We start from the raw sequence: 22,062 nt of genomic DNA on the forward strand, positions 1-22,062 counted from the left end.
GGGGGGTATGAACATGCTGTCCGACGTCCTGACCGTCCTCGCCGGCGGCGCCGGCATCGTCGTGCTGCTGGCCATGGCGGCCCTGCCGCTCTACGCCGACGCCGTCGGTCGCGTCGAGGCCGACGCCCCGCTCATCCCGCAGCCGCGGCGCGCGCCCGAGTCGATCGACGCCGTCCTCCCGCAGTCCCTCGCCGTCTGACCCTGCTTTCTCAGCGGGCTGCCAGCCGGCTCGCAGCCGGGGCACGGCCTGCGGGGCCACCGTGGGGGCATGGTGCTCCACGACGTCCTGACCTGGTCCGCCCTCGCCGCCGCCGTCCTGCTCTTCACGGTGATGACCGCGGTCCCGCTGCTGCTCGACCACAGCGGACACCCACCGGTGCCGCTACCGTCGCGACGATGACCCGCCCCACGCCGCGGCTGTCCGTCGTCGCGCTCGACTGCCCCGATCCCGACGCGCTCGCCCGCTTCTACTCCGCCCTCACCGGCTGGCCCCTCGCCGAGAAGGACGCGGAGGACGACGACTGGGTCGAGCTCGTCGCCGACGGCCCGGTCACCATCGCCTGCCAGCAGGTCGCCGACCACCGCGCGCCGCAGTGGCCCTCCGCGGAGCACCCGCAGCAGGCGCACCTCGACTTCGACGTCCCCGACCTCGACGCCGGCGAGCAGTTCGTCCTCGGCATCGGCGCCACGAAGGCCGACGTCCAGCCGGGTGAGACCTTCCGCGTCTACATCGACCCCGCCGGTCATCCGTTCTGCCTGGTCCTCGCAACCTGAGCCGCACGCGCGCCTAGACTCTGGGCGTGGCAGGGCGGATCCGGGACAGCGACATCATGGAGGTCCGCGACCGCGCCCGGATCGACGAGGTCATCGGCGAGTACGTCGCCCTGCGCCGCGCCGGTGCCGGCTCGCTGAAGGGCCTGTGCCCCTTCCACGACGAGAAGACCCCGTCGTTCAACGTCCGCCCCACACACGGCACGTTCCACTGCTTCGGCTGCGGCGAGGGCGGCAGCGTCATCGACTTCGTCATGAAGATCGAGGTCGTCGGCTTCGTCGAGGCCGTCGAGCGGCTCGCCGACAAGGTCGGCATCCGGCTCAACTACGAGGGCGGCGGCTCGTCGGTCCAGCGCGACCGCGGCACCCGGTCCCGGCTGCTCGAGGCCAACCGCCGCGCGGCCGAGTTCTATGCCGAGCAGCTGCGCAGCCCGGAGGCCGCGCCCGCGGTCGCGTTCCTCACCAGCCGCGGCTTCGACTCCGCGGCCGCCGCCACCTTCGGCTGCGGCTACGCCCCCGCCGGCTGGGACCTGCTCACCAAGCACCTGCTGGCCGCCGGGTTCACCCTCGACGAGCTGATGAAGGCCGGGCTCACCAAGGAGGGCCGGCGCGGCCCGATCGACCGGTTCCACCGCCGGCTCCTCTGGCCGATCCGCGACCTGGGCGGCGAGGTCGTCGGCTTCGGTGCCCGCCGCCTCTACGACGACGACCAGATCGAGGCCAAGTACCTCAACACGTCCGACACCAGCGTCTACCACAAGACGAAGGTGCTGTTCGGGCTCGACCTGGCCAAACGCGAGATCGCGAAACGGCGCCAGGTCGTCGTCGTCGAGGGCTACACCGACGTCATGGCCATGCACCTCGCCGGCGTGCCGACGGCCGTCGCGTCGTGCGGGACGGCCTTCGGCGCCGACCACGTGTCGGTGATCCGCCGGCTCATCGGCGACGACTCGTTCGACCTCGGCGAGGTCATCTACACCTTCGACGGCGACGCCGCCGGTCAGGCCGCCGCGCTCAAGGCGTTCGAGGGCGACCAGAGCTTCGCCGCGCAGACGTTCGTCTCCATCGCCCCCGACGGGCAGGACCCCTGCGAGCTGCGCCAGTCCGGCGGCGACACCGCGGTGCGCGACCTCGTGGCCCGCCGCGAGCCGCTGTTCGAGTTCGCGATCCGCTCGATGCTGCGCGAGCACGACCTCGACACCGCCGAGGGCCGCGTCGCCGCCCTGCAGCGCTGCGTGCCGCTGGTCGCCCGCATCCGCCGGGAGGACCTGCGCGACGAGTACGCACGCCGCCTCGCCGGCTGGACCAGCTGGGACGACATCGCGATGGTCGTCCGCCGGGTCCGCGAGTCCGCGGGTGCACCCGCCGAACCGTCGCGCGGGCGCCGGTCCGCGCCCCCCGCCGCGGCGCCCCCGAAGGACGACCCCCGGCTGCACCTGCAGCGCGAGGCCGTGAAGGCGGCGCTGCAGGAGCCCGCCGTCGCCGGACCCGCCTACGACGAGCTGCCGGAAGCCGCGTTCACCCACCCCGCGTTCGCCGGCGTGCACCGCGCCGTCGCCGCCGCGGGCGGGGTGTGCGCGGGGATGTCGGGCCAGGCCTGGATCGAGGCCGTCGGGACAGAATGCGTCCCCGAGCTCCGCGGGCTCGTCCACGAGCTCGCCGTCGAACCGATGCAGCTGCCGCGCCGGGCCGCGCGCGGCGCCGGCAGCGGCACCGGGCTCACCGACGAGGCCCGTTACGTCAGCAGCGTGGTCGCCGGGGTCCGGCTCGCACTCGTCGAGTCGCAGATCGCCGAGCTCAAGGCGCGGCTGCAGCGCACCAACCCCGTCGAGGAAGCCGACGCATACCACCAGCTCTTCGGCGACCTCGTACCTCTCGAGCAGTATCGGATCGCGTTGCGCGACAAAGCGATGGGAGCCGCCGTCTGATGGGCCTGATGAACCGCCTCACCCAGATCGTGACGGGCCGCGGCGAGCTGCCCGCAGGTTTCGACGCCACCCTCGAACCCGACGAACGGGTCCTCGCCGTCGCCCCGATCGTCGGCGGCAGCCACGTCGTCGTGACGTCGTGGGGCCTCTGGCTGCCCGGCGACGCCCCGCGACGCATCAGCTGGCACCTCGTCAGCAAGGCCGTCTGGGGTGAGGGCACGCTCGTCGTCACCGAGGCCACGGAGTCGGTGGAGGACGGCGTCGTGCTGCTCACCGACCTCCCGCCGCGGCGGTTGCGCCTGGACGACCCCGGCAAGGTCCCGCAGATCGTGCACGAGCGTGTCACCGGCTCCATCAAGTCACGTCACCGCCGCGACCTGCCCGGCGGTGGCGTGTGGTTCCTGCAGCGCAAGGTCCCCGGCCGCGACGGCACCGTCCTGCAGGTCCGCGCCGACCCCGGCACCGACGCCGAACAGGTCCGCCGGCTCGCTCTCGACGTCGCGCGCAGGGCACACCGGGCATGACCGGCACCACCTGGGATCCGGCGCTCTACCTGCAGTTCGACGACGCCCGCTCCCGCCCGTTCCTCGACCTCGTCGCGCGCGTCGGCGCCACGGCTCCCCGCCGGGTCGTCGACCTCGGATGCGGGCCCGGCCACCTCACCGAGGTCCTCGCGCGCCGCTGGCCCGACGCGGCCGTCGAAGCCCTGGACTCCTCGCCCGACATGGTCGGGGCCGCCCGCTCGCGGGGGATCGACGCCTCGCTCGCGCCGGTCGAGACCTGGACGCCCGGCCCGGACGTCGACGTCGTCGTCACCAACGCGGTGCTGCAATGGGTGCCGACGCACCCCGACCTGCTCGCCCGCTGGATCGAGGCCCTCCCGGCCGGCGCCTGGTTCGCGATGCAGGTGCCCGGCAACTTCGGCGCCCCCTCCCATGCCCTGGCCCGCGAGCTGGCCACCCGCCGCGGTCTCACCCTGCGCGACGAGCTCGCGGTGCGCGAACCCACCGACTACGCCGAGATCCTCGGCCGTCGGGGTGTCGACGTCGACGTCTGGGAGACCACCTACCTGCAGCGACTCACCGGCGACGACCCGGTGCTGACGTGGATCAGCGCCACCGCGCTGCGACCCGTCCGCGACGCCCTCGACGCCCGGGCCTACGAGTCGTTCCGCGCCGAGCTCGCACCGCTGCTGCGCGAGGCCTACCCGAAGCGGCCCGACGGCACGACCTGGCTGCCGTTCCGCCGCATCTTCGCGGTGGCGCACAAGCGAGGCTGAGCCCTCACGGCCGCAGCAGGTCCCGTACCCGGCGCCCCGGGTCGGCCAGGAACGCGCGCATCGTCACGACCGGCAACGCGTCGTCGTAGTCGACGGTGTGCAGCCGCCCGTCGGCACCGATCTCCAGGATTCGCGCCCGCGGAACCGCCAGCAGGATCGGCGAGTGCGTCGCGACGACGAACTGCGACCCCTGCCGCGCCAGCTCGTGGATGCGCGCCAGCGCCGCCATGTAGCCCGTCACCGACAGCGCGGCCTCCGGCTCGTCGAGCAGGTAGAGCCCGCCCGGTCGGAAACGGTGGGCGAGCAGGTCGAGGAACGACTGCCCGTGCGACCGCTCGTGCGGGGAGACGCCACCGTAGGCGTCGACCAGGTCGAGCTCCTCGATCTCCGTGGCCACGTTGTAGAACGACTCCGCCCGCAGGAAGAACGACGTCAGCTCCCGCCCCGGCGCCCGGCCCACCCGCAGCGCCCCGCCCAGCGCCGACTCCGTCGAGCGCGTCGAGAACCGGAACGACCGCGACCCGCCCTCGGCGTTGAAACCCGCCGCGACCGCGATGGCCTCGACGAGCGTCGACTTCCCGGACCCGTTCTCGCCCACCAGGAACGTGACGCCCGGCCCCAGCTCCAGCCGCCGCCCGCGCAGGGCGGCGACGACGGGCAGGCCGAACGGGTAGCCGTCCTCGGCGCCGTCCGCGACCGCGGCCTCGTCGATCTCGACGTAGCGCAGGTAGACCGCCGGGCCTCCCGGCGCCCGGCGCCGCGACGTCAGTGACCGCGTCCGTTCGACGACGAGTCGCCGTGCGGGTTGCCGGTGACGGCCTCCTCGACCCGCGCCCGCACCACGCCCGCCGCGCCCTGCACGGCGGGGTGGTCGGTCACGCGCTGGTAGGTGCGCACCAGCTGCTCGTAGCGTTCGTGCCCGGCCCGCGCCCCCAACACGTACCCGACGGCCGCACCCAACAAGAACTTCAGCATGTCGCCTCCGCAGCTCGTCCGTGTTCGCGCCCCATCCTGCCCCAGCCGCAGGTCCGCCGGGTGCCCGGCGGACAGGGCCCCCCGGACGGTGCGGCCGAACGGGTGCGCTAAGGTTTCCGAGTCGGAAGGGCGGCGCCCGACCGGCACAGCGGTCCTCCGTAGCTCAATTGGCAGAGCATGCGACTGTTAATCGCAGGGTTACTGGTTCGAGTCCAGTCGGAGGAGCTCATCCCCAGCTCAGCGGCCTGACCCGAGCGGGATTCCCGATCACACAACTCCGTCACCCCCACCTTCGGTGGATCTGTTTCGGGGTGGCCGGGTTCGGTGAGCCGCCAGGTCCGACGCTCGTCACGGATCGCGCGGAGACGTCGTCGGCCGGGTGCGGCTCGGGGTGCGACGTGCCCGAGCCCGCCGGCCCGCGTGGGCTGCGCAGGGCGGGCCCGCACGGCCGCGCCACCGTCAGCCAGGGGTGTGGCGGATCAGCTGTTCGATCGGGAGTGCGATGCCGGCGACGACCATGGCCACGCCGGACAGGCGCGTGAGGACGAGGGTCAGCCCGGGGCGTCGGTGGAGTGAGCGCCGCGCCGTGTAGCCGAGGACGGCGTAGAAGCCCGACGCCAGCAGGATCCAGGTAGTGCCGAGGACGGCCAGCTGGATCGCGAAGGGCCACGGGGCCCCGGGGTTCGCGAACTGCGGCAGGAACGCCAGGAAGAACAGCAGCGCCTTGGGGTTGAGCGTGCTGACCCCGAGGCCCTGGCGGACGGCTCGCCCCACGCTGCCCGTGGCCGGCGCTCCTGCGTCGATCGGGATGTCGGCGGCGACCGGGCTGCGCAACATCCCGACTCCGACGTGGAGCAGGTAGGCCGCGCCCACCATGCTCAGCACGAGGAGTGCCGTCGGCTCGGCCGCCACGAGGGGGGCGACCCCGGCGACGACGGCGGTGGTGATCACGGCATAGCCCAGGGCGAGCCCGACGATGGAGGGCGCGACCGGCCCGCGCCGTGAGCTGACACCGACGAGCAGCGCCCAGTCGGGGCCCGGCACCATGATCAGCGTTGCGGCGACCGCGGTGAACGCGAGCAGCGCGGACATCTCCATGCGGGACCTCGGACCTCCGGTCGTGACGTGTGTTCACGCTAGGCCGGAGCCCTCGGTGCAGGATTGCAACTGTTGCCGCCGACTCGCCGATCGGCGCACGATTTGTGCGTGGACAGGACGGATCGCGCAATCCTCGACCAGCTCCTGCGGGACGCGCACCTGACGAACACCGAGCTCGCGGACCGGGTCGGGCTGACTCCGTCGCCGTGTCTGCGGCGGGTGCGCCGGTTGGAGGAGCAGGGGGTGATCCTGGGCTACCACGCGCGGATCGACCCGGCGGCGATCGGACGCGCTTTCCAGGTCCACGTCGAGTTCGAACTCGCCGACCAGGGCTACCGGACGGTGGCGGCCTTCGAGGCTGCCCTGGTGGCGTTCGAGCAGGTCGTCGAGGCGCGGCGGATGTTCGGTCAGCCGGACTACCTGGCACTGGTCGCGGTCGAGGACCTGCCCACCTACGAGCGGTTCATGACCCAGGAGCTGATGGCGTTGCCGGGGCTGGGACGGCTGCAGTCGCGGTTCGCCATGAAGACGCTGAAGTCGGACCTGTCGCGCATGTAGCGCGCCGCGGCGGTGCGGTGCGTGACCGCCCCGGGGCCGGGGCCGGGGCCGGCGGGGTGGCGGTCAGGGGCCGCCGTCGCGCAGGGCGGTGCGCAGGATCGCGACGCCGTTCCAGTGCATCGTGGCGAGCGCGTCCTCGCGGTCGTAGCGGGCGACGTCGACCAGCCAGACGAACGCCTCGATGCCGGTCGCGGCGCGGATCGCGACGGCGAGCCGGTCCCGGTCGAGCTGGGGGTGCGTCGTGGCGAGGGGTTCGAGTGCGTCGGCCAGCCAGTCGATGACCCGTCCCCGGCGCAGTACCGGCCCCGTCGGGTCGGACTCGGGTTCCAACGAGAGCCGCAGCGCGGCCCGCAGCTGCATCTCCCAGTCGCGCACGATCCGGTTCGTGGCGTGCAGCAGCAGGTCGAGCCGCTGCGCGGGGTCGTCGGGCGGGTCGGTGGGCAGCAGCGACACCTGGTCGATCTCGGGGTAGGCGGCGGCGAGCAGGGCGCGCTGGTTCGGGAAGTAGCGGTAGGCGGTGGTCCGGGAGACCGCGGCGGCCTCGGCGGCGTCCTCGACGGTCGGCGTCGTCCCGCGGGAGAGCAGCTCGCGGGCCGCGTCGACGAGCGCGGTGCGGGTGCGGGCCTTCTGGTTGCGTCGGCCGGTCAGTTCGTACGGGGTCGCCATTGACGTGCACGGTACCGTAGTCCCGTCATGGTATGTGAGTCCCACGAACGTTCCCGAATCTGGAGGTGCCGGATGCGCACGGACACGACGAGCGCGACGGGTGCCGACCCGGTCGTCACCGACCCGGGCCTGTACTCGGTGGTGTTCGAGAACGAACGGGTGCGGGTGCTGGAGTACCGCGACGAGCCGGGGGACCGGACCTGCGAGCACGACCACCCCGACATGGTGATCATCCCGTTGGCCACGTTCCGGCGGCGGCTGACCGTCGGGGGCCGCGAGGTCGAGGTGGAGCAGACGCAGCACCAGGCCCGCTGGGTCGACGCGCATACCCACGTCGGCGAGAACATCGGTGAGGTGCCGACCCACGCACTGTTCGTCGAGCTCAAGTAGCCCGGTGGGCGGGGGCGAAAGCGTCGAGCACCTGCTCCGCGAACGCGACCGAGGAGCGGGCATCGGCCGAGGGCGAGCCCACCCGCGGTGACAGGTTGAGGTCGAGGAACACCTCTGTCACCCCGACCGCGCGGAGCGCGGCGAGGTCGTCGAGGATCTGCTCCCGGCTGCCGTGCAGCGGCCGGCGGGAGCCGCGTGCGTGGCCGGTCGGCTCGACGACGCCCCGCACCACGATCCGCACCGCCGACGGGTCACGGTCGGCCGCGGCGGCGCCCTCACGGACCAGTGCGACGCAGTCGCCGATGCGCGAGAGATCGTGGTGACTGCTGCCGATCCAGCCCTGCGCGAGCCGTCCGGCCCGGCGCAACGCCGGGGCGGCGGTGCCGCCGAGCAGCAGCGGCGGGTGCGGGTGCTGCACCGGCCGCGGGAGGACGTGCGAGCGCGGCACCGTGTAGAACTCGCCGTCGAACTCGGCGGGATCCTGGGTCCACAACACCTCCAGGCAGCGCAGGTACTCCTCCATCCGCGGGCCGCGCCGGGTGAACGGCACCCCCGCGGCGGCGTACTCCTGCGGCATCCAGCCGATCCCGAGCCCGACGGACAGCCGGCCGCCCGACAGCACGTCCAGCGACGCCATCGTCTTCGCCAGCACCGCGGGCGGGGTGAACGGGGCGCAGAGGGTCGCGGTGCCGAGGCCGATCCGCGTCGTGCACCCGGCGACGTGGGCGAGCGCCACGACGGAGTCGAACACCGACCGGTGGGCCGCACCGAGGTCGGCGTCGACGGGGTCGAGGACGCGCTGGAACGTCCACAGCGCCGCGTAGCCGAGCTCTTCGGCGCGCCGGGCGATGTGGCGCATCGTGTCCGGGGTGGCCCAGCTGCCCGACACCGGCAGCCCGAAGCCGATCAGCGGCAGCTCACCGGTCACCGGCCGGACTCTTCCAGGGTGACGACGTGAGCGCGACCGACGACACCCGCGCGACGGGCCGCGAGCCGCACGCGGCGCCCACCCGCACGCCGGCGTCGGGGCCCGGGCGGCCCGGAATAGGTGCGTCGGGAAACCCGTTGCTGCGGCCGTGAAGAGGATCGGGTTCCTGTCGTTCGGACACTGGGCGGACACACGGCATTCGAGGGTCACGTCGGCGGCCGACGCGTTGCTGCAGTCCATCGAGCTCGCCGTGGCCGCGGAGGAGCTGGGGGCCGACGGCGCCTACTTCCGCGTCCACCATTTCGCGCGCCAGCTCGGGTCGCCGTTCCCGCTGCTCGCCGCCGCGGGTGCGCGCACGACACGCATCGAGCTCGGCACCGCCATCATCGACATGCGCTACGAGAACCCGCTCTACATGGCCGAGGACGCCGGGGCCGCCGACCTCATCTCGGGCGGCCGTCTCCAGCTGGGCATCAGCCGGGGATCCCCCGAGCAGGTCGTCGACGGCTACCGGTACTTCGGCCACGTCCCGGCCGAGGGCACGACCGACGCCGACATGGCCCGCGAGCACGCACTGCGGTTCCTCGACGTCATCGAGGGGGAGGGCTTCGCGGAGCCCAACCCCCGGCCGATGTTCCCCAACCCGCCGGGGCTGCTGCGCGTCGAGCCCTACGCGCCGGGCCTGCGCGACCGGATCTGGTGGGGCGCAGGATCGCGGGCGACCGCCGAGTGGGCGGCCGAGAAGGGCATGAACCTCATGAGCTCGACGCTGCTCACCGAGGACACCGGCGTCGCCTTCCACCAGCTGCAGGCCGAGCAGATCCGGCGCTACCGCGAGGCCTGGGACGCCGCCGGGCACGCCCGGGCGTCGCGGGTGTCGGTGAGCCGCAGCATCTTCCCGATCGTGTCCGACCTCGACAAGGCGCTGTTCTGGCAGCAGCGCGAGAGCACCGACCAGGTCGGCTGGATCGACGGCGGCAACGCCCGCTTCGGCAAGACCTACGCGGGCGAGCCCGACAAGCTCGTCGCCGCGCTCGCCGAGGACGAGGCGATCGCCGCCGCCGACACGCTGCTGCTGACGGTGCCCAACCAGCTGGGCGTGGACTACAACGCGCACGTGATCGAGAGCGTGCTGACCCATGTGGCGCCGGAGCTGGGCTGGCGCTGACTCAGCTCACCATGGCCGCGAACATCCCCGGCTCGTAGGAGCCGGCGGGTGTCCGCGCGACGACGTTCATCCGGTTCGCCGCGTTGACCAGTGCGACCAGGCAGACCAGCGCGGCGGCCTGGTCGTCGTCGTAGTGCTCCCGGACCCGGGCCCACGTCCCGTCCGAGACGCCCTCGTGCGCGTCGGCGAGCCGGGTGGCCTCCTCGGTGAGAGCCAGCGCGGCCCGCTCGGCCTCGGTGAACACGGCCGCCTCCCGCCACGCCGCGACGAGGTGGAGCCGCTGCGCGGTCTCACCGGCGGCGGCGGCGTCCTTGGTGTGCATGTCGGTGCAGAAGCTGCAGCCGTTGATCTGGCTGGCGCGCAACGACACCAGCTCCTGCGTCGTGGCCGGCAGCGAGGACCGCTGGATCACAGCGGCCGCGTTGGCGAAGCGCTTGCCGAACGTGGCCGCGAGGTCGTTGCCGAACAGGTCGATACGGGCGTCCATGATGTCGTCCTCCACTGGGTGGAACTCGGTGACGGACACAAGACGCCGCCCACGTGTCCGGCGTGACCGGGCGCGGATGTGACGAGGCCCACTGTCACATCGGGCGGGGATGGGGCGTCTCATGGGGGTCGACAGGAGGACCCGTGACCGACGCCGCCACCGCATCGTTCGTCGCCCACCGCAATCTGCTCTTCACCGTCGCCTACGAGATGCTCGGCTCCGCCGCCGACGCCGAGGACGTCCTGCAGGAGACCTGGTTGCGCTGGGCCGCCGTCGACCCCGCCGAGGTCCGTGACCAGCGCGCCTACCTCGTGCGCATCGCCACCCGCCAGGCGCTGACCAGGCTGCGCACGCTCGGCAGGCGCAAGGAGTCCTACGTCGGGCAGTGGTTGCCCGAGCCGCTGCTGACCACACCCGACGTCGCCGACGACGTCGAGCTCGCCGACAGCGTCTCGATGGCGATGCTGCTCGTGCTGGAGACCCTCGCCCCGACCGAACGGGCCGTGTTCGTGCTGCGCGACGTGTTCGACGTCGGCTACGACGAGATCGCCGAGGCCGTCGAGAAGACCCCCGCCACCGTCCGCCAGATCGCCCACCGCGCCCGCGCGCACGTCGCCGCCCGCCGCCCCCGGGGGAAGGTCACGCAGGACCAGACCCGTGGCGCGCTCGACGCGTTCCGCCGCGCCGTCGAGACCGGCGATCTGCAGGGGCTGCTCGACGTCCTCGCCCCCGACGTCGTCCTGCTCGGCGACGGTGGCGGAATCAAGCAGGCGGTGCTGCGGCCCGTCGTCGGTGCCGACAAGGTCGGCCGGCTGCTCACCACCGGCTGGGCCCGCGTCCCCGGCGCGCTCGCCCTCGAACCGGTGCAGGTCAACGGCTACCCGGCGCTCGTGCTCCGGCTCGACGGGGAGCTCGACGGCGTCGTCGCCCTGCGCATCGACGACGGCCGGGTCACCGGCCTCTACGCCGTGCGCAACCCGCAGAAGCTGTCGCACATGGAGCGGGCCACCACCTTGCGCCGCTGATGGGCGCGCCACGACCCACGACGTCGTGTCGCCCGGTCCGTTCGCTCGACCCGGGACGGAACCGACGGGAGCGAGCGCGACGAGGCCGGGGTCGGGGGCACTGATGCGGATCCGCCGGCGCCGTGGGTGCAGGGCCCGGCGCGCGCCTCAGGCGATCGGCGTGCGGGTCAGCTGCTCCGGGAGCGCGTTGATCAGGTCGGCGAACACACTGCGGATGTGCTCGCGGCAGGCGGCCTCGGCCCCGACCGGGTCGCGCTTGGTGATCTCGGTGACGATCTCCTCGTGCTGGCGCACCGACGCGTCGAGGCGGCCCGGCACCCCGACGGTCAGGTTGCCCAGACGTTCGAGGTGCAGGTCGAGCTCCACGAGCAGGCCGCCGATCCGGTGCCCGGCGGCCTGCCGGTAGAGGATGCGGTCGAACTCGTCGAACAGGGCCGGGATGTCGTCGGTCGTGCCCTGGTCGAGCAGGGCGCGGCTGCGCCGGACGTTGGCGCGCAGGTCGGTCTCGTCGGACTCGGTGATCTGCATGGCGGCGCGGCGGGCGCAGAAGCCCTCGAGCAGCTCGCGCAGCTCGTAGATCTCGCGGACGTCGCCGTGGGAGTAGCCGCGGACGATCGCCCCGCGGTAGGGCGCGACGGTGACGAGACCTTCCTTCTCCAGGCGCACGATCGCCTCGCGGATCGGTGTCTTGCTGACGCCCATCTGTTCGGCGAGCTGGCGTTCGCGCAGCTGGCGGCCGGGTTCGAGCTCGAGCTCGACGATGGCGCGCACGAGCCGCCGGTACACGACCTCCTTGATCTGGAGGTGGCTGTCGACGGAGGTGTCGAGCGGTGCGAGCCGCAGCCCCGCGGACCCGTCGGGGGTCGGGGGCTCGAGTGCTGGCCTGGGCATGGGTGCTCGTTCCTTCGCTCCGGCACGACGGGTGCCGCCGGGTCGTGGGGTACTACCTTGCACTCTCGGGTGCGTCCGGTCGCTCCCGGACCTCGTCGGGCGGCCCGGCGACGGTCCGGAGGTTCGTGCGGGCCAGCACGTCCTGGGCCTGTGCTGCGTAGGCGAGGACACGGTCGTCGTGCGCCCACGGCCCGACGACCTGCACGCCGACGGGCAGCGTCGGCCCCCCGAGACCGCAGGGCAGCGTGAGGGCCGGCTGCCCGGTGATGTTGAACGGGTAGGTGTAGGGCGTCCAGGTGATCCACGGCAGCGGCGCGTCGGCCGCACCGCCCGGAGGGACCTCGGCGTCGGCCGCGAACGCCGTCACCGGCATCGTCGGCATGACGAGCAGGTCCCACTCGTCGAGGAGCCCCGCCATCGCGGCGTTGAACTCCCGGCGCGCGGTGAGCGCGGCGTAGTAGTCGGCCAGGGAGTACTCCTCCGCGAGCGGGCCGAGCCGGACCAGCCCGGGGTCCATCTCGGTCCCGCGCGAGCGGGCCAGCTCCCGGAAGCCGAGGCCGCGGCCGGTCACCCACAGCGCCTCGAACACGCTGCGCGGCAACCCGGCCGGCAGCGTGACCTCGTGGTGGTCGGCGCGTCCGGAGGCGACGAGCGCGTCGAGCGCCGGGCCGACCACGCTGGCGACGTCGTCGTCCGGGGCGATCCCGAACGGCGCGCGGACGACGCCGACCCGCAGCTGTCTGCCGCCGTCGCCCGCGGGCGGGTGCGACCAGTAGGACTGCGGGTCGCGGGCGTCGGGCCCGCGGGTCAGGGCGAGCACGGCCGCGGCGTCGCGGACGTCGCGGGTGATCGGTCCGGCGTGGGAGAGGTTCTCGTTCACGGTCCCCGGCCAGACCGGGATCGCCCCGAGGGTCGGCTTGAGCCCGACGGCACCGCAGAACGCCGCGGGGATGCGGACGGACCCGCCGGCGTCGGTGCCGGTGGCGATGGGCACGGCCCCGCTGCCGACGGTCGCGCCCGAGCCGGCGCTGGACCCGCCGGAGTTGCGGGAGGGGTCCCACGGGTTGCGGGTGACCCCGGTGCGCGGGGAGATGCCGGTGCCTTTCCAGCCGAACTCCGGCGTGGTGGTGCGCCCGATGACGACGGTGCCGGCCTGCAGCAGCCGCCCCACCATCGGTGAGGACGCCGCCGCGGGGGTGTCCGGGCTGGTCCGCGACCCCTTCCCGGCGGGCAGTCCCTCCTCGAGCATGTTGTCCTTCACCGCGATCGGGACGCCGTGCAGCACGCTGCGGACCGTCCCGGCGCGGACCTCGGCCTCCCGCTCGGCGGCGGCGGCGCGCGCCCGTTCGGGCAGCAGCGTCGCGTAGGCGTTGATCGCGGGCTCGGCCTGCGCCGCGAGGTGCAGGGCCAGCTCGGCGAGGTGCACGGGGGAGAGCTCACCGGCGGCGACGCGGCGGCCGAGGTCGAGCCCGCTCGCGGCGCGGTACTCGTCGACGGTGAGCTCGGTCAGCCGCGGGGAGGCGACCATCAGCGTCCCCCGGCGGGCGTCGGGAGCGCGGACCAGGCCGCGGCGAACCGCTCGGCCCACTCCTGCGGGACCGAGGTGCTGACCTTGACGAAGCGTTCGCCGAACCGCGGCGACTGGTACGTGCCCGGCCGGATGAACACGTCGCGGTCGAGCATCGCGGCGCACAGGTCGTCGGCGGTCCAGCCGCTGTCGGCGATGTCGACGGCCACGAAGTTCCCGTGCGAGGGCCACACGACCATCCGCCCGAGGCCGCTGCGCTCCACCGCGGCCCGCACCGTCTCCTGGTTGCGGGTGTTGGTCGCGCGCACCCGGGCGAGCCACGCGTCCTTCACGGTGAGCCCGGCGATGGCGGCACGCTGGGCCGAGATGTTGGCGCCCAACGGGTTGGACGGCACCGCGGTCAGCCGCCCGAGCAGTTCGGGCACGGCGACGACGGCGCCGAGCCGCAGCCCGGCCAGCCCGAGCCACTTGGAGAACGAGTAGGTGGTGAGCGTGCCCTCGGGGTAGAGCTCGGCGGCGAGGGTGTGACCGGTCGCGAAGTGGCGGTAGGTGCAGTCGTGCACGACGAGCGACCCGGTCTCGCGGGCCAGGTCGGTGATGGCGGTGAGCTCGGCCCGGTCGTAGCGGCTGCCCAGCGGGTTGAGCGGGTCGATCAGGTAGATCAGGGAGCGCGGCTCGATCACCGCGGCGATCTGGGCGGCGGTGAGCCGGTAGCCCTGCTCGGCGGAGTACAGGTCCAGTGTCGTCGACGGCACCCCTTCGAGGCCGGCGAACCGCGCGGGCCAGGGCCACCCGGGGTCGCTGGTGATCACCCGGGAGATCGAGCCGGCCAGCGCGGTGCAGATGTGGTGGAGCCCGCCGACGGCGCCGTCGGTGATCCAGGCGTCGGCACCGGTGAGGCCGAGGTCGTCGACGATCTGGTGGCGGAGCTGTTCGAAGCCGAGCGCGGGCGCGTAGAGCTGGAACTCGCGTCGGCGCGTGCTCTCCTCCAGTGCGGCGACGACCTCGGCGGGGGGTTCGAGATGGGTGGTGTTCTGCCCCATCCACGCCAGGTCGTCGCGCGCGAGGAGGTGCTCGAACGAGGGGGCGGCGGTGCCGGTCGCCGGTGCGGTCATCCCAGCAGCGCCAGGGTCGAGAAGGCGGTGTAGACGCGGGTGGCCTCGAGGATGTCGTCGACGGACAGGTTCTCGTTGGGGCAGTAGACGGGTTCGCCGCCCGGTCCGAAGATCACGGTGGGGATGCGGTCGCCGAAGCTCGCGGTGTCGCCGAGCCAGCCGGCGGCCTTGAGCGGGGGCTCGGTGCCGCGGACCTGGCGCACGGCGTCGACCATCGTCTGCACGACCCGGCTGTGCGGGTCGGCGACGTAGGGCGACTTGACGTCGGCGAGCTCGACGGCCGCCTTGAACCGGGGGTCGGCACCGCGGACGGCGTCGAGGCAGCGGTCCAGCTCGGCGCGGACGGTCTCGACGCTGACGCCGGGCTGGGGCCTGCAGTCGACGCGGACGACGCACTCGTCGGGGATCATCGACGGCCCGCCGGGCGGGAGCCCGCCGTAGACGCGGCCGGGCGCCATGAAGGTCTCGTCGCCGAACAGCTCTCGCACCCAGGGCTCGAGGTCGGGGGTGAGCCGGGAGGCGTCGAGCTCGAGGATCGCCTTGGCCGCCAGCATGTTCGCGTTGACGGCGATCGGCTTGTGGCAGGTGTGGGCGGACAGGCCCTGGGCGGTGACGTCGAAGTAGTAGCGGCCGCGGTGGCCGAGGTAGATCTCGTTGTCGGACAGCTCGCCGAGTACGCAGAGGTCGGCCGAATACTCGTCGAAGTAGCGGATGGACCCGATCTGGTCGCCCATGTGGTCGCTGACCCCGGCGAACGCCAGCGTGCCCGCGACGGGCACGCCCGAGGCGCGGACGGCCTCGGCGGCGACGAGCTGGCAGACCAGCGCGGCTTTCATGTCCATGATCCCGTGGCCGTAGACGTGACCGTCGATCAACTCGCCGCTGAACGGTTCGGTGACGGTCCAGCCGATCGAGGCGGGCTTGGTGTCGAGGTGGCCGGTCAGGACGACGCGGGGGCCGGCGCCGAAGTCGAGCTCGCCGATGGCGTTGGGGCGGTCGGGCAGTACGTCCTGCAGTCGCACGTCGGTGAAGTCGGAGTCGTTCATGACGTCGACCAGGTACTTCGCGAAGGCGAGCTCGTCCCCGAGGACGCTGGGGATGCGGCACACCTCCTGCACCAGGGACACCACCCGGGCCTCGTCGATGCTCTCGAGGGCCTTGGCTACCGCGACTGACTTCTCCATTGCACCCCTACTCGATTTTGAGATCTCAAATTTCAGACCGCGGACGGGCGCTTGTCAAGGGCGGGGTTCTCGCGCAGCAATGAGTCTGAACTGTGCGAATGTTGCACCGCGGTTACACCGCGACCGACGTCTTGACGACAGGATGCGACCTCCGACACGATCGTTTGACCAAGAATGCGATCTCAAGATCTCAGCCGCCCCCGCGGCTGAGCTCGATCGCAGGTTGAGGAGAACCTGATGATCCGATCGGCCACTCGGCTCGCACGGCGCGGTGTACTCGCTCTTCCCGTCGTCGCCGCGGTCCTGGCGCTGAGCGCGTGCTCAGGGGGAGGCGGCGCCGACACCGGCGGCACACCTACCCCCGGCTCGTCCGCCGCACCCACGAAGGTCGGCGTGGTGCTCGCCGGGCCGCGCAACGACAAGGCCTTCTACCAGTCCTATCTGGACGGGGTGCAGGCCGTGGCGGCCAAGGAGGGGATGACGGTGTCGGTGGTCGACAACGTCAATTCGCCGCAGGCCGCCATCGACGCCCTGACCAACCTCGCCGCGGACAACCAGCTGATCATCGCGGGCGGCAGCTCGCTCGTGTCGGCGGGCAACACCGTCGCCCCGCAGTTCCCCGACGTCACGTTCGTGATGTCCGGCGTGGTCCAGACGGGCATCCCGAACCTGCACACCTACGCGACGAAGCAGGGCGTCCCCGCCTATGTCGCCGGCGTCGTCGCCGCACAGGAGAGCGCCTCGGGTTCCATCGGCTACGTCGGCGGCACCGACATCCCGCCGAACTCGCAGTCCTCGATCGACTTCGCCGCCGGCGCCAAGTCGGTCAAGCCCGAGATCAAGGTCGCCTCGGTGACGGTCGGCTCGCTCAGCGACGCGGCCAAGGCGAAGGAGGCGACCGCCGCCCAGATCGCGAACGGTGCCGACGTCATCTACGCCTTCCAGGACGCGGGCCTGCCCGGCGTGCTGGACGCGGTCAAGGAGTCGGGCAAGACCGTGAAGGTCTTCAACCCGACGACCGACCGCTGCGACGAGTCGCCCGCCCTGATCGGCTACGCGTTCCAGGACACCCGGGTGATGGTCGTGCACATCCTCGAGGACTACAAGGCGGACCAGCTCCCGGCCCAGCCGCGCTTCTACGCCCTCGACGACCCGACGGTGCAGGCGCTCAAGCTCTGCCCGGGCAACGAGAAGTACCAGGCCGTCGTCACCGAGACGACGAACAAGATCAACTCTGGGGCGATCACCATGCCGCAGGGCGGGTGACGGTGTCGGCCGACACCCCGGACGGTCTCCCGGCCGACAGCGCCGTCGCGGCGGCGCTGTCGGTCCGGGGCGTGACCAAGACCTACGGTGCCCTCGTCGCGAACGACGCGGTCGACCTCGACGTCCGGCCCGGCGAGATCCTCGCGCTGCTCGGCGAGAACGGCGCCGGCAAGTCGACGCTGGTCAAGGTCCTGTCCGGGCTGGTCAACCCGGATGCGGGCGAGGTCGTCGTCGGCGGCGCGACGCTGCCTCCCGGCGACCCGGAGGCGGCGCGGGCGGCCGGGGTCGGCGTGGTGCACCAGCACTTCATGCTCGTGCCCGACATGACCGCGACGGAGAACGTCGCGCTCGCGCAGGGGTCGCGCGGCGGCCGGCGTTTCGACGCCGCCGGCACCCGGGCCCGGCTGCTGGAACTGAGTGAACGGCACGGCATGCCCGTGCGCCCGGACGTCCCGGTCGAGCTGCTGCCGGTGGGGGAACGGCAGCGGATCGAGATCCTCAAGTGCCTGCTCGGCGACGCCCGGGTGCTCCTGCTCGACGAGCCGAGCGCGGTGCTCTCGCCGGTGGAGTGGGACCGGCTCGCCGTCGTCCTGGAGGAGCTGGCGTCCCAGGGGCTGGCGATCGTGCTGATCACCCACAAGCTCGGTGAGATCGCCTCCGTCGCCGACCGCTGCACCGTCATGCGCGGCGGGAAGGTCGTCGCCACGGTGCGCGTGGGGGACACCGCACCCGAGGAGCTGGCCAGGATGATGGTCGGCCGCGACGTGGTGCTGCGGACCGAACGGCCCGTCGTCGCCGCGGGTCCGGTCGTCCTGGAGGCGGCGGGCCTGACGATGGCCGGCTACCGCGGCGACCGCGACCTCGGACCCGTCGACCTCACCGTCCGCGCGGGCGAGGTCCTGGGCGTCGCCGGTGTGGAGGGAAACGGGCAGAGCGAGCTCGCCGACCTGCTCGCGGGCGTCCGGACGCCCACCACGGGGTCGGTGCGGGTGACCGCCCCCGGCGGCGGGCCGGGACGCACCGGTGTCATCGCCGAGGACCGCCAGGCCGCCGGGCTGGCCCTGCCGCTCTCGGTGTCGGACAACCTGATGATGCGGGTCGTCGGCGAGGCGGAGTTCAGCCGCCGCGGCGTGCTGCGCCAGGGCCGGATCCGGCGGCACTGCAGCGAGCGCGTCGAGAGCTTCGGGGTCCGCACGGCCGGGCTGGAGACGCCCGTCGAGAGTCTGTCGGGCGGCAACCAGCAGAAGCTCGTGCTGGCCCGTGAGCTCTACGGCGATCCGGACCTGCTGGTCGCGGCCCAGCCGACGCGCGGGCTCGACGTGGGCGCGATCGAGTTCGTCCACGCCCAGATCAACGCGCACAAGACCGCGGGCGGGGCGACGGTGCTGTTCTCCGCCGAGCTCGACGAGATCTTCGCGCTCTCGGACCGGATCGCGGTGATGTCGGGTGGGCGGATCGTCGCGGTGCTGTCCGCCGACGAGGCCACCCGCGACCGGGTCGGTGAGCTGATGACGGCCGTCAACGGCGCCGGAGAGGACGTGGTCGCATGAACCGCCAGGCGCTGCGCGGCCTGCTGGTGAGCGTGCTGGCCGTCGTCCTCGCGCTGGCGGCGTCGCTGCTGGTCATCGCGCTCACCGGCGCCCCCATCGGCAAGGCCGCCGCCGCGATGTGGGACGGGGTGTTCGGCAGCCCGGCGCAGTTCGGCGCCACGCTGACCAAGTTCGTCCCGCTCGTGCTGGCAGCGATCGGCTGGGTCGTCGCGTCGCGCGCCGGGCGGCTCAACGTCGGCCTCGAGGGCCAGATCCTCGCCGGCGGCACGACCGCCGCCGTCGTCGGGCTCTACCTGACCGGCCTGCCGACGGTGCTGCACCTGACCATCGCGGTCCTCGCCGGCGCGGTCGGCGGCGCCCTGCTCGGCGGGGTCGCCGCGTGGCTGTGGGCCCGCCGCGGCGTCAACGACTTCATCGCGACGCTGCTGCTCACCCTGATCATGACCCAGGTCGTGTCGTGGCTGGCCAACGGCCCGATGGAGGAACCGACGGGCACGCTCGGGCAGAGCTCGCCCGTCGCCGACACCGCCCGCTGGCCCGTGCTGCTGCCGCGCACGACGCTGCGCACCGACATCATCCTGGTGATCATCCTGGTCCTCCTCGCGGCGTACGTGCTGCGCCGCACCGTCGTCGGGTACCGGCTGCGGCTGACCGGCGCGAACGCCGACGCCGCCCGGGCCACCGGCACGCGGACGACGCTGGTCGGCGTCGGGGCGCTGTGCGCGTCCGCCGCCGTCGCGGGCATCGCGGGGTCGTCGCTGGTGCTCGCGGCGCCGGCCGCCAACCTGGCGCCCGGGTTCTCCGCGGGCTACGGCTTCGACGGCATCGTCGTCGCCCTCCTCGCCCGCAACTCACCGCTGGCCTGCATCCCGGCGGCCCTGCTGCTCGCGGCGCTGCGGCAGGGCGGTGGGCTGCTCGAAGCGCGCGTCGGCATCTCGTCGGGGCTGGTGACGGCCACCCAGGCCGTCGTGATCCTGCTGGTCACCGGCACGGCCTGGTACGCGGAACGGCGCCGGTCGAGGCCGAGGCCACCCGGTGCCACCGACGTCCCCGCCCCGGTCGCGGAAGGGGTCCGCTCGTGAACCCGTTCGACATCGCGCTGTTCGCGGCCGCGATCCGGCTCTCGGTCCCGCTGCTGCTGGCCGCGCTCGGCGAGCTCATCTCCGAACGCGGCGGCGTGATCAACATCGGCCTCGAGGGCATGATGCTCTTCGGCGCCTACGGCGCGTTCATCACCGCGTGGGCCACCGGGAGCGTGAGCCTGGGGCTGGCCGCGGGGATCACGCTCGGACTGCTGACGGCGTCGATCATGGCGTTCGTCTCGGTCACGTTGCGCGGCGACCAGATCGTCGTCGGCGTCGCGCTGAACCTGCTGGCCGCGGGCGTGACGATGTTCCTCTACCGGCTGCAGTTCCAGGGGACCCAGCCCACGACGGTCCGCATGGAGCCCTACGCGGTGCCGCTGCTCGCCGACATCCCGGGGATCGGCCCGGTGCTGTTCGACCAGCTCCCGCTCGTCTACTTCGCCTACGTCCTCGGCCCGCTCGTGGCCTGGATGCTGTTCCGGACCCGCGGGGGACTGCGCGTGCGGTCGGCGGGGGAGAAGCCCGAGGTCCTCGACTCCACGGGTGTCGACGTCGTGCGCGTGCAGTGGAGCGGCGTGCTGGCCGCGGGTGGCCTCGCCGGGCTCGCTGGGGCGTTCCTGTCGGTCGGCCAGGTCGGGCTCTTCGCGGAGAACATGACGGCCGGGCGCGGTTTCCTCGCGCTGGCCGCCGTCGTGTTCGGCCAGTGGCGGCCCTACGGCGTCGTCGCGGCGTGTCTCGTCTTCGGCTTCACCGACGCGCTGCAGCTGCGCCTGCAGTCGATGGGCGAGGTGCCGCGCGAGGTGTGGGTCGCCCTCGTCGTGGTCGGTCTCGCGGTCGCGGCGGCCGGGGTGTGGCGGGCACGGAGGTCCGGCTCGCCGCTGCGCTGGCTGCTGTTGGGCGCGGTGCTGTGCATCGTCGCCGGCGGCCTCGGGACAGCGCTGCTGCCGAGCTTCGTGCTGCCGTCACAGTTCTGGCTGAGCCTGCCCTACGTGCTCAGCCTGATCGCGCTGGCGACGTCGGCGCGCGGGGTGCGCGCCCCGGCGATGGTCGGGCGGCCGTTGCCCTCGCGAGGCTGACGCGCCGCGCAGAGGCCCCGCAGCCGGACCGGCTGCGGGGCCTCTGTATGTCATGAGTCAGGCGGCGATGTGGCCCTCCTCGCGCAGGCACTCGGCGAACGCGGTGATCGTCGCGAGCCGGCTGTCGGCGTCCCCGCCGATCGGGAACACCGCCATGCTGTCGATGCCCAGCTTGTCGAGGGTGCGGATGTGCTCGCGGGTCGCGGCGCGGTTGCCCGACAACGACATCCGGCGCACGAAGTCGTCGGGAAGCAGCTCGGCGGCCTTGGCCGCCTCCTGGAACTCCCCGCCCGCGTACTGGGCGCGGACCTGCTCGACCAGCTCCGGCGACAGACCCGCGAGCCCGCAGTACACCGGGGCCGTCATCGGGAACCATGCCGCGATGGTGCGGCCCGCCGCCAGCGCGACGTCCTCGTCCTCGTCGATGGCGCCGTAGGCGAACACCGTGATCGCGGGCCTGCTCGACCGGCCGGCCATGTCGACGCCACGGTCGATGTGCTCCAGGGCGTAGGTGAGCCCGTCGGGGTGCAGACCGGCCAGCAGCACGACGCCGTCGGCCACCCGCCCGGCCAGCTCCAGCGTCTTCGGGCCGCTCGCCGAGACGTAGACGGGGATGTCGGGACGCGACGGGAACCGCAGGTGCGCGTCGTCGAGGGTGAACCCACGGGCTGCCATGTCGACGGTCTCGCCCGTCCACAGCCGCCGCGCCGCGACGATCGAGTCCTCCAGCAGCGCCAGCTTCGCGGGCTTGAGGCCCAGCGCGTCCAGCGGCCGGTCGCCGGCACCGATGCCGTACACGGCGCGACCGCCGGAGATCTCGTCGATCGTCGAGATGCCGACGGCGGCCAGCGCGGGGTGGCGCGTCACCGGGTTGGTGACGGCGGTGCCCAGCCGCAGCCGCTGCGAGTTGACCGCGGCGAGGGTGAGGTAGGAGTAGCAGTAGCGCGAGTGCAGCGAGGAGTCGGTGAGCCACAGGTCGGCGATCCCGACCCGCTCCACGTGCTCGACCATCGAGACGAACTGGTCCGGTGCGTAGACCGGCTGGAGGGCGACGCCGCCGTACATGGCTTCGGGCCTTTCGGGGGTCGGGAGCG

General features: G+C 73.1%; 24 protein-coding genes, 1 tRNA gene and 2 pseudogenes. 16 read left to right on the forward strand and 11 right to left on the reverse strand.

Annotated elements, in window-relative coordinates:
• Nucleotides 1–7: 7 nt before the first annotated feature.
• The 6 genes from AB7F12_RS21860 to AB7F12_RS21885 all read left to right on the forward strand — a co-directional run bounded on the left by AB7F12_RS21860 (nt 8) and on the right by AB7F12_RS21885 (nt 3,978).
• On the forward strand, nt 8–199 hold the full coding sequence (locus AB7F12_RS21860) for a hypothetical protein (RefSeq protein ID WP_428497049.1): 192 nt from the start codon (nt 8–10) through the stop codon (nt 197–199).
• 69 nt (nt 200–268) lie between these two features.
• Entirely contained in the window at nt 269–400 is a 132-nt protein-coding gene (locus AB7F12_RS21865; protein ID WP_428497050.1) for a hypothetical protein, read from the forward strand.
• On the forward strand, nt 397–774 hold the full coding sequence (locus AB7F12_RS21870) for a VOC family protein (protein WP_428497051.1): 378 nt from the start codon (nt 397–399) through the stop codon (nt 772–774). The genes AB7F12_RS21865 and AB7F12_RS21870 overlap by 4 nt, the downstream gene beginning before the upstream one ends.
• Before the next feature lie 26 nt (nt 775–800).
• Nucleotides 801–2,699, forward strand: a complete 1,899-nt coding sequence (gene dnaG, locus AB7F12_RS21875; protein ID WP_428497052.1) for a DNA primase — start codon at nt 801–803, stop codon at nt 2,697–2,699.
• Between the two features lie 8 nt (nt 2,700–2,707).
• Nucleotides 2,708–3,223 carry a hypothetical protein gene (locus AB7F12_RS21880; RefSeq protein WP_428497053.1) on the forward strand — a complete coding sequence of 172 codons (516 nt, stop codon included), beginning with the start codon at nt 2,708–2,710 and terminating at the stop codon, nt 3,221–3,223.
• A complete protein-coding gene (locus AB7F12_RS21885) occupies nt 3,220–3,978 on the forward strand; it encodes a trans-aconitate 2-methyltransferase (protein ID WP_428497054.1) in 759 nt (252 codons plus the stop codon). Before AB7F12_RS21880 ends, AB7F12_RS21885 begins: the two co-directional genes overlap by 4 nt.
• A gap of 4 nt (nt 3,979–3,982) precedes the next feature.
• Here AB7F12_RS21885 and AB7F12_RS21890 read toward each other — a convergent pair whose 3' ends face one another.
• Nucleotides 3,983–4,705 (reverse strand): AAA family ATPase, encoded by a 723-nt coding sequence (locus AB7F12_RS21890; protein WP_428497085.1) that lies wholly within the window; start codon nt 4,703–4,705, stop codon nt 3,983–3,985.
• Nucleotides 4,706–4,743: 38 nt separating this feature from the next.
• Nucleotides 4,744–4,953, reverse strand: coding sequence for a hypothetical protein (locus AB7F12_RS21895; protein ID WP_428497055.1), 210 nt, complete (start codon nt 4,951–4,953; stop codon nt 4,744–4,746).
• Between the two features lie 152 nt (nt 4,954–5,105).
• Between AB7F12_RS21895 and AB7F12_RS21900 the strand changes: the two genes are divergently transcribed.
• Nucleotides 5,106–5,178, forward strand: a tRNA-Asn gene (locus AB7F12_RS21900).
• Between the two features lie 234 nt (nt 5,179–5,412).
• Here the strand turns inward: AB7F12_RS21900 and AB7F12_RS21905 are convergent.
• Complete coding sequence (locus tag AB7F12_RS21905) at nt 5,413–6,051, reverse strand: LysE family translocator (RefSeq protein ID WP_428497056.1); 639 nt, start codon at nt 6,049–6,051, stop codon at nt 5,413–5,415.
• A 108-nt stretch (nt 6,052–6,159) separates the two neighbouring features.
• Here AB7F12_RS21905 and AB7F12_RS21910 point away from each other — a divergent pair, with 108 nt between their 5' ends.
• The gene (locus tag AB7F12_RS21910; RefSeq protein WP_428497057.1) at nt 6,160–6,609 is read left to right on the forward strand and encodes an Lrp/AsnC family transcriptional regulator; all 450 of its coding nucleotides are present in this window, start codon (nt 6,160–6,162) and stop codon (nt 6,607–6,609) included.
• 63 nt (nt 6,610–6,672) lie between these two features.
• Here the strand turns inward: AB7F12_RS21910 and AB7F12_RS21915 are convergent, their stop codons facing one another.
• Nucleotides 6,673–7,275: a TetR/AcrR family transcriptional regulator gene (locus AB7F12_RS21915; protein ID WP_428497058.1), complete on the reverse strand. Its 603-nt coding sequence runs from the start codon at nt 7,273–7,275 to the stop codon at nt 6,673–6,675.
• 72 nt (nt 7,276–7,347) lie between these two features.
• On the opposite strand from AB7F12_RS21915, the gene AB7F12_RS21920 reads away from it, so the two are divergent.
• Complete coding sequence (locus AB7F12_RS21920; RefSeq protein WP_428497059.1) at nt 7,348–7,665, forward strand: cytoplasmic protein; 318 nt, start codon at nt 7,348–7,350, stop codon at nt 7,663–7,665.
• Here AB7F12_RS21920 and AB7F12_RS21925 read toward each other — a convergent pair.
• Nucleotides 7,658–8,593, reverse strand: a complete 936-nt coding sequence (locus AB7F12_RS21925; protein ID WP_428497060.1) for a TIGR03619 family F420-dependent LLM class oxidoreductase — start codon at nt 8,591–8,593, stop codon at nt 7,658–7,660. The two genes, AB7F12_RS21920 and AB7F12_RS21925, sit on opposite strands and share 8 nt — an antisense overlap.
• Before the next feature lie 148 nt (nt 8,594–8,741).
• Between AB7F12_RS21925 and AB7F12_RS21930 the strand changes: the two genes are divergently transcribed.
• On the forward strand, nt 8,742–9,761 hold the full coding sequence (locus tag AB7F12_RS21930; RefSeq protein WP_428497061.1) for an LLM class flavin-dependent oxidoreductase: 1,020 nt from the start codon (nt 8,742–8,744) through the stop codon (nt 9,759–9,761).
• Nucleotide 9,762: 1 nt separating this feature from the next.
• Here AB7F12_RS21930 and AB7F12_RS21935 read toward each other — a convergent pair whose 3' ends face one another.
• Nucleotides 9,763–10,248 carry a carboxymuconolactone decarboxylase family protein gene (locus AB7F12_RS21935; RefSeq protein WP_428497062.1) on the reverse strand — a complete coding sequence of 162 codons (486 nt, stop codon included), beginning with the start codon at nt 10,246–10,248 and terminating at the stop codon, nt 9,763–9,765.
• A 143-nt stretch (nt 10,249–10,391) separates the two neighbouring features.
• Here AB7F12_RS21935 and AB7F12_RS21940 point away from each other — a divergent pair, with 143 nt between their 5' ends.
• Complete coding sequence (locus tag AB7F12_RS21940; protein ID WP_428497063.1) at nt 10,392–11,273, forward strand: RNA polymerase sigma-70 factor; 882 nt, start codon at nt 10,392–10,394, stop codon at nt 11,271–11,273.
• Between the two features lie 147 nt (nt 11,274–11,420).
• Here AB7F12_RS21940 and AB7F12_RS21945 read toward each other — a convergent pair whose 3' ends face one another.
• Genes AB7F12_RS21945 through AB7F12_RS21960 form a run of 4 tightly spaced genes read right to left on the reverse strand, consistent with a single transcriptional unit; the run spans nt 11,421 to nt 15,991 of the window.
• Complete coding sequence (locus AB7F12_RS21945) at nt 11,421–12,164, reverse strand: GntR family transcriptional regulator (protein ID WP_428497064.1); 744 nt, start codon at nt 12,162–12,164, stop codon at nt 11,421–11,423.
• 52 nt (nt 12,165–12,216) lie between these two features.
• Complete coding sequence (locus tag AB7F12_RS21950; RefSeq protein ID WP_428497065.1) at nt 12,217–13,692, reverse strand: amidase; 1,476 nt, start codon at nt 13,690–13,692, stop codon at nt 12,217–12,219.
• Nucleotides 13,692–14,807: a pyridoxal phosphate-dependent aminotransferase gene (locus AB7F12_RS21955; RefSeq protein ID WP_428497066.1), complete on the reverse strand. Its 1,116-nt coding sequence runs from the start codon at nt 14,805–14,807 to the stop codon at nt 13,692–13,694. The genes AB7F12_RS21950 and AB7F12_RS21955 overlap by 1 nt, the downstream gene beginning before the upstream one ends.
• On the reverse strand, nt 14,804–15,991 hold the full coding sequence (locus tag AB7F12_RS21960; RefSeq protein WP_428497067.1) for a M20 family metallopeptidase: 1,188 nt from the start codon (nt 15,989–15,991) through the stop codon (nt 14,804–14,806). The genes AB7F12_RS21955 and AB7F12_RS21960 overlap by 4 nt, the downstream gene beginning before the upstream one ends.
• A gap of 237 nt (nt 15,992–16,228) precedes the next feature.
• Here AB7F12_RS21960 and AB7F12_RS21965 point away from each other — a divergent pair, with 237 nt between their 5' ends.
• The 5 genes and pseudogenes from AB7F12_RS21965 (at nt 16,229) to AB7F12_RS21985 (ending at nt 20,968) form a co-directional block, all read left to right on the forward strand.
• Nucleotides 16,229–17,257, forward strand: coding sequence for a BMP family protein (locus AB7F12_RS21965; protein WP_428497068.1), 1,029 nt, complete (start codon nt 16,229–16,231; stop codon nt 17,255–17,257).
• A gap of 107 nt (nt 17,258–17,364) precedes the next feature.
• Nucleotides 17,365–17,793: pseudogene (locus tag AB7F12_RS21970) on the forward strand (ATP-binding cassette domain-containing protein); the annotation flags it as partial.
• Nucleotides 17,794–18,135: 342 nt separating this feature from the next.
• Nucleotides 18,136–18,807: pseudogene (locus AB7F12_RS21975) on the forward strand (ATP-binding cassette domain-containing protein); the annotation flags it as partial.
• Nucleotides 18,804–19,889 carry an ABC transporter permease gene (locus tag AB7F12_RS21980; RefSeq protein WP_428497069.1) on the forward strand — a complete coding sequence of 362 codons (1,086 nt, stop codon included), beginning with the start codon at nt 18,804–18,806 and terminating at the stop codon, nt 19,887–19,889. The pseudogene AB7F12_RS21975 and the gene AB7F12_RS21980, both read left to right, overlap by 4 nt.
• The gene (locus tag AB7F12_RS21985) at nt 19,886–20,968 is read left to right on the forward strand and encodes an ABC transporter permease (RefSeq protein ID WP_428497070.1); all 1,083 of its coding nucleotides are present in this window, start codon (nt 19,886–19,888) and stop codon (nt 20,966–20,968) included. Before AB7F12_RS21980 ends, AB7F12_RS21985 begins: the two co-directional genes overlap by 4 nt.
• 57 nt (nt 20,969–21,025) lie before the next feature.
• Here AB7F12_RS21985 and AB7F12_RS21990 read toward each other — a convergent pair whose 3' ends face one another.
• Entirely contained in the window at nt 21,026–22,033 is a 1,008-nt protein-coding gene (locus AB7F12_RS21990) for an LLM class flavin-dependent oxidoreductase (RefSeq protein WP_428497071.1), read from the reverse strand.
• Between the last annotated feature and the right edge of the window lie 29 nt (nt 22,034–22,062).

This window comes from Pseudonocardia sp., assembly GCF_050250275.1.
Lineage (GTDB): Bacteria > Actinomycetota > Actinomycetes > Mycobacteriales > Pseudonocardiaceae > Pseudonocardia.